Origin of the sequence: Peptoniphilus indolicus ATCC 29427 (assembly GCF_000227315.1) — a bacterium.
GTDB lineage: Bacteria > Bacillota > Clostridia > Tissierellales > Peptoniphilaceae > Peptoniphilus > Peptoniphilus indolicus.
Map to the genome: position 1 here is coordinate 81,090 of NZ_JH165061.1, position 6,546 is coordinate 87,635.

Genomic DNA, 6,546 nt, shown 5'->3' on the forward strand with positions numbered 1-6,546 from the left:
ATCTTTTAATAATTAAATTTTATAGATATTATCAAATCTTGTAAAATCTTAATTCCTAAGTTCTATATTATTTGATTAGATTTTAATTTTGGGCACAAAAAAAGTAGCCAAATAGGCTACTTTAATTTTAAATTTAATTAAGCAAGTTCTACAGTTGCTCCTGCTTCTTCTAATTTAGCTTTAAGTTCTTCAGCTTCTTCTTTGCTTGCACCTTCTTTAACTGCTTTTGGAGCTTCGTCAACGATAGCTTTAGCGTCTTTTAGTCCAAGTCCTGTAGCATCTTTAACTACTTTGATAACTTTAACTTTTTCTGCACCTGCATCTTTGATGATTACATCAAATTCAGTTTTTTCTTCAGCTGCTGCTGGAGCTGCACCTGCTACTGGAGCTGCTGCTACTGCCATAGGAGCTGCTGCTGATACTCCGAATTCTTCTTCTAATGCTTTAACAACTTCTGAAAGTTCTAATACTGTTAAACCTTTGATTTCTTCAATAAGTGATTGTACTTTATCTGACATTATAATATCCTCCTGTTTGTGCTTTGCACTAAATTTTTATGCTGTTTCTTGTTCTTTCTTTTCTGCTATGGCATTTAATACCACTGCAAGTCCTCTAATATTTCCGTTAAGTACATTAACAAGACCTTGAATTGGGCTGTTCATGCTGCCAAGTAACTTAGCAACAAGTACTTCTTTAGATGGTAATTTAGCTAGACCTTCTACTTCTTCTTTTGAAATTAACTTTCCGTCTACAATACCGGATTTTATTTCAAATGCTTCATGTTCTTTAGCGAATTCAGCTGTTACTTTTGCCGCTGAAACCGGATCTTCTAGTGAAAATGCTATCGCGCTTGGTCCTACTAGGTACTCTGAAATTTCAGTTTGTCCAAGTTCTTCGAATGCACGTCTCATCATAGTATTTTTATAAACTTTGTATTCTACATTAGCTTCTCTGTATTTACTTCTAAGTTCAGTAACTTCTTCTACAGTAAGACCTCTGTAATTAACAAGTACGATACTTTGAGCGCTTTCAATTTTTCCTTTGATTTCATCAACCAATTGGACTTTTCCATTTAGCTTTTCTTCTTTCACTATTTCACCTCCAAATATAAAAAATCCCATCGCAGACTGATGAGATTAAGAAATTCGTATTTAAAACGATCTTACCTCGGTAGGATTTTTAAGATTTCTCCCCTACTGTCTGCGGTTAATTAACATAGATATTCTATCTTTCACAATACACTTTGTCAAGACTAAATGTACAATTTATTAAAATTAATTTCTCGGATTGTCAAACATATTTTACAATCCTAAATGATTTAGATAACTATAATTCAATTTGCTATTGCAATTTAGGATTAACTTTGCTATATTACGATGTTTTCTTAACTTAATAGTACTTTTATCCATTAACCTTTGACTTTTCTTAGTAAAACTAAAATTTACTATTGCTTATATATTTTGTTATACTGTCTATACAAGGAGGTAATTATGGATTCTTTTATAGAAACTAAAAATCTTACCAAAGTATATAAAATGGGAGATTCTTCTGTATATGCCCTAGACGATGTCAATCTCAAAATAAAAAAAGGGCAGATTATATGTCTCCTCGGTACATCTGGAAGTGGAAAATCCACTCTTTTAAATATACTTGCCGGCCTTGATAAACCAACCACCGGTCAAGTCTTTATAGGCGGAATTGATATAGTTGGTTTAAACGAAGACCAAATCACCAAATTTAGGCAACTCAATGTTGGTTTTGTATTTCAATCTTACAACTTAATTCCAACTCTTGATGCATCAGAAAATGTCAGTCTTGGACTTACTTTTAAAGGTATTTCTAAAGCAAAACGAAATGAATTTGCAAAAGACATCCTCACAAAAGTCGGACTAGGCGATAGATTGCGACACAAACCAAATGAAATGAGTGGTGGACAACAACAAAGAGTCTCAATAGCTAGAGCCTTTGTCGATAGTCCTCCAATTGTGTTTGCCGATGAGCCAACTGGCAACTTAGATAGTAAAACATCTGATGATATCATGAAGCTTATGTGCTCAATATCTCGAAAACATAATCAAACGTTGATTATTGTAACCCATGACGTTGAAACTTCTGTCTATGCTGATGTGATTATACATATGAAGGATGGAAAAATTATAAATATAGAAGACAATGTTTCAATAATTTCATAACTCGGAGGAAAAATGAAGAAATTCACAATTTATTTATTATTAATTTTGCTATTATTTAATTCAAGCATTGTAAATGCAAGTAACGTAAAAACAACATCTAATTTAAAACTCAATGTGTCTGCCCCTCAAACTATTAATTTAACAGATGGAGAAACTGCTGCTGTAAATATTACGCTAAACAACCCATCCAACGAAGAAAACATCTCCGGAATTTCAGTACAAGCTTTTATCGAAAATCCTGACAAAGTGTATGTTGATGGAGATGGTTATGCTGTAAATAACGGTTCAATAGGACAAAATAATTCTTTAAGTGGAACTTTTTATTTGAGAACCGAAAAAGATTTTACAACCAAATCTGTTCCTATAAAATTAAAACTTAGATACTATGTAAATCAAACTTTTCTTGAACAAGAAGAAACTATATATGTAAGAGTTATCGCTCCTGAAAAGCCAGTAAATCCATCAATTGAAATTTCAAAAAGCACTCTGTGGACCGGCTCTGTACAACCTTCAAAGTCATTTGAAGTTCCTTTCACAATTAAAAACACCGGAGATTCGACAGCTAAAAATATTAAAGTTTCATTAGAAGGACTTGAAAGCGGAAAAATCACACTTGCAAAAGGGCTTTCAACTGTTGATATAACTTCTTTAGAGCCTGGAAATTCAACTCCCATATTTTTCGATTTGAAATCTGACCCATCAACACCTGCCGGAAGTTATATGTTGACTTTAAAATATTCATTTGTAGGTGATGATGCAACTAAATCTCCTAAAGAAGGTTCTTATAGTTTCTCAATAGATGTATTAAAAGCACCAAAGTCTTCTACAAATTTAGAATTCCAAAATATTGTCTTTCCTACTAAAGTTTTGAGTAGAAATCAAAGCACTACAATAGGTTTTGACATAGCTAACACTGGTAAAAATCAGGCAAAAAATTTAGTTGTAACAGCAATTTCTCAAGATCAAAGTGGACTTGCTTCAAAATCTGTTTCTAAAGTCTTGACTAAGTCTTTGGATCCAGGACAATCTAAGCACTATTCATTTGACTTTATCACCACACCATCTGCTGATACAAAAAATTATCCTGTGGAATTAAAAGTTTCTTATAGTGACGGAGCTGATGGCACTTTAGAGTCTACTCAAATTGTCGGTGTTTTCATTAAAGCACCTAAGCCAGTTGACCCTAATGCTAAAGATACTTCTCCAGTTCCTAAATTGATTTTGGAAGAATACTCTTTTGACCCTGAAATCATAGAAGCTGGTATGCCTTTTAAAATGCATTTAAAACTCTACAACACAAATGCAAAAAAATCTGTTAGAAATATAAAAATACTTTTGACATCAGACGCACAAGAATCTGTTTCAAATAACTCAAACAATTCAAATAATTCTCAATCTAGTGGAAATAATACTCCGTCTACAGCTTCAGTATTCACTCCCGTTGGAAGTTCCAATACATTCTATGTAGATGAGATAAAACCCGGAAAGAGAGTTGAAAAAGAAATTGTATTTACCACAGTTCCTGATACCGCAGCTAAGACATACACTGTAATAGCAAATTTTGAATACGAAGATTCTAAAGCTGAAAAATACCAAGCAACCGAACAAATTGGTATACCTGTAGTACAAAAAGCAAAACTTGATATAGGAGATATAGTCCCTCAAGGTGAATTTATTGTTGGACAAGAAAATCCAATCACTGTAGACTACTTCAACACCGGAAAAGCTTCGCTTTACAATGTGTTAGTTAAGATAAGTGGTAAAAATTTAAAATTCGATATACCTTCAAGCTATAAAGGAAACTTTTCTCCTGGAAGTTCTGAGCAGTTCACAGTATCAGTCACACCTGAAAAAGCTGGTAAAGGTAAATTTGAAATAGAATTTTCATACGAAGACTCAACTGGTAAAAAAGAAACTTTAAAGAGAGACTATTCATTTGATGCACAAGATTTCTCAGCTCCTGAAAACATGGATGAAATGCCGCAACAAAGTTCTTTTAATCCTTTACTGCTAATCATTCCATTAGTTCTTTTAGCTACTGGTGCTGGTGGATTTATATTCTATAAAAAGCGTAAACAAAATAAAAATGATGAGGACTTGAAATTATAATGAACTTAAATGATTTAATTTCTATGGCTATAAAAAATTTAAAAGCACGAAAGATGAGAACTTTCTTAACAGTTCTCGGTGTCATTATAGGAACTACTTCAATTATAGTCATGCTTTCCATCGGATTTGGATTCCAAAAAATAAATACTGCAATGTACTCTTCAATGGGTAATTTGACAATCTTGGACTTACAAAAAAACTTCGGATCAATGAATTCTGAAATGAGTCCTAAGACAAAAGATAAAAAGCTTAATGATACAGCTGTTGCAGAAGTGTCTCGTGTTGAACACGTCACTTCTGTAATGCCTATCTATAAGGCCTCAGCTACATTTAAAAGTGGTCGCTATGTCAATGAATGGGTTGATGTTGTAGCTATGCCCCCTAAAGTTATGAATGACTTTGATTTTAAAATACAAGATGGCAGACTTCTCACGAATGGAGACACTAAACACATTGTCTTTAGTGGCGGTGCTGCAAAAAACTTTAGAGACCCTAAGAGAGTAAATATTGATGCTTCATCAAAAGTAGAACCTATGAAAAGTAAAATTGAAATTTCAAAAATAAACATAGAAAACTCAGAAATGAATGGGAATTTTACAGAAGATGAGAACAAACCTGTATATTCAGAAAAAATTTCTGTAGTGGGAGTGTTAGTACCAAACGAAAATGACTGGCAAAATTACAATACAATTTATATGCCTATAGATTACTTAAAAAAACTAGCTAAAGATTCTGCACAATTTTCTAACACAACTCCACCTAAATTTAATGAGTATTCTATTATAAAGGTTAAAGTTGATGATATAAAAAATGTAAAAGCTGTTCAAGATAATATCAAAGCCATGGGATACAATGCTTCAAACATCTTTGCAGAAATTCTTGAAAATCAAAACAAAAATATATTGATAGTCCAAGCAGTATTTGGAGCAATATCTGCCGTATCATTTTTAGTGGCTGCCATAGGCATTACCAACACAATGATAATGTCAATATATGAAAGAACTAGAGAAATAGGTGTAATGAAAGTAATAGGAGCTTCAATATCTGATATAAAAAAATTATTCTTAATCGAGGCTGGTTTCATAGGCCTTTTAGGAGGAATAATTGGAGTTATATTTTCTCTAATACTTTCCTTTGTATTCAATATCTTGGCAAAAGGATTTTTGATGTCTAGGTTCCAACTCACTGGAGACTTTGAACCAAAGATATCTTACATCCCTTTTTGGTTAATTTTAATTGCACTGTTATTTTCTTGTTTAATAGGAATTTTAGCTGGCTACTTCCCTGCGAAACGTGCAATGAAATTATCTGCCTTAGATGCAATTAGAAGTGAATAGAAAATCCGTTGCATTGGCAACTAATAGAATTGCTTACAATATCAAATATTTAAATAAAATGGATGCTACCTAAAAATATAGGTGAACATCCATTTTATTTTTGTTTGAATTCTTTTGTTATAATAATTTATAATACAGAGTTTTAAAAGCTTGGCTATCTTAATTGTCTATAGATATAGCTCCATTTACTGTACCTATTTCTATAACATTTCTTCCATTCTTGATTTTTTTATCGATTCTCCTTGGAAATAGATTACTTTCTTCATATTCAAAAAAAGTGCTAACACCTCCATTTATTGAATTTATTTTTATGTTAGCATCAAAATTTTCCATCTTAATATTAGCCGCTCCATTTATTGAATTTATATTCATATTAAACGACTCTTTACTATCTATACCTAATGCACCATTTACTGTTTCTATTGTAAGCTCCTTAATATTTGTGTCTATTGACATAGCACCATTTAAATTAGTTATCTTTGCTATCAACTCTTCCGGATTTTTTGAATATACTATCGTTCGTCTATAATTATTTTTAAACAAATCTTTTATTGAAATATTATCTGTTTCTCCACCCTTATCATCAATAATCAGTTTTCCATTTTCAAAACTATAAACAACATTCCCCTTTTCCCCATCAGTAATTTTTATTCCATTGTAATTTGATTGTTTTATTAATAGTCCACCGTTTAATTTTTCTATATAAAGTTCTTTTATCTCAGCATCAAAGTTTTCTTCTTTAGCAAAATTTTCTGTATCTGAAAATCCTTTTTGCTCTTCAATATCTTTCATAATACTCAAGTCAATTACTGAATTTTTTAGCTTATCTCTATCATTTATAAAAAATGAAACTCCAGCAATTATTGAAGCAGATATTCCTAATAACAATACTATAATAATAAATCTTT

The 6,546-nt window shown here is 31.8% G+C and carries 6 protein-coding genes and 1 other annotated feature; of the genes, 3 read left to right on the forward strand and 3 right to left on the reverse strand.

Annotated features, from left to right (window positions below):
* Positions 1–137: 137 nt before the first annotated feature.
* On the reverse strand, positions 138–518 hold the full coding sequence (rplL, locus tag HMPREF9129_RS00400; protein WP_004819148.1) for a 50S ribosomal protein L7/L12: 381 nt from the start codon (positions 516–518) through the stop codon (positions 138–140).
* Positions 519–554: 36 nt separating this feature from the next.
* Positions 555–1,091, reverse strand: a complete 537-nt coding sequence (rplJ, locus tag HMPREF9129_RS00405) for a 50S ribosomal protein L10 (protein WP_040552091.1) — start codon at positions 1,089–1,091, stop codon at positions 555–557.
* Positions 1,092–1,099: 8 nt separating this feature from the next.
* Positions 1,100–1,224, reverse strand: a sequence feature (ribosomal protein L10 leader region).
* Positions 1,225–1,490: 266 nt separating this feature from the next.
* Between rplJ and HMPREF9129_RS00410 the strand changes: the two genes are divergently transcribed.
* The 3 genes from HMPREF9129_RS00410 to HMPREF9129_RS00420 are packed head-to-tail and all read left to right on the forward strand — an operon-like array spanning position 1,491 to position 5,638.
* On the forward strand, positions 1,491–2,192 hold the full coding sequence (locus tag HMPREF9129_RS00410) for an ABC transporter ATP-binding protein (RefSeq protein ID WP_004819151.1): 702 nt from the start codon (positions 1,491–1,493) through the stop codon (positions 2,190–2,192).
* 12 nt (positions 2,193–2,204) lie between these two features.
* A complete protein-coding gene (locus HMPREF9129_RS00415) occupies positions 2,205–4,301 on the forward strand; it encodes a COG1361 S-layer family protein (RefSeq protein WP_004819152.1) in 2,097 nt (698 codons plus the stop codon).
* Positions 4,301–5,638 (forward strand): ABC transporter permease, encoded by a 1,338-nt coding sequence (locus HMPREF9129_RS00420; RefSeq protein WP_004819154.1) that lies wholly within the window; start codon positions 4,301–4,303, stop codon positions 5,636–5,638. Before HMPREF9129_RS00415 ends, HMPREF9129_RS00420 begins: the two co-directional genes overlap by 1 nt.
* A gap of 159 nt (positions 5,639–5,797) precedes the next feature.
* Here the strand turns inward: HMPREF9129_RS00420 and HMPREF9129_RS00425 are convergent.
* On the reverse strand, positions 5,798–6,546 hold a 749-nt coding region (locus tag HMPREF9129_RS00425), incomplete at its 5' end, for a DUF4097 family beta strand repeat-containing protein (protein ID WP_004819156.1).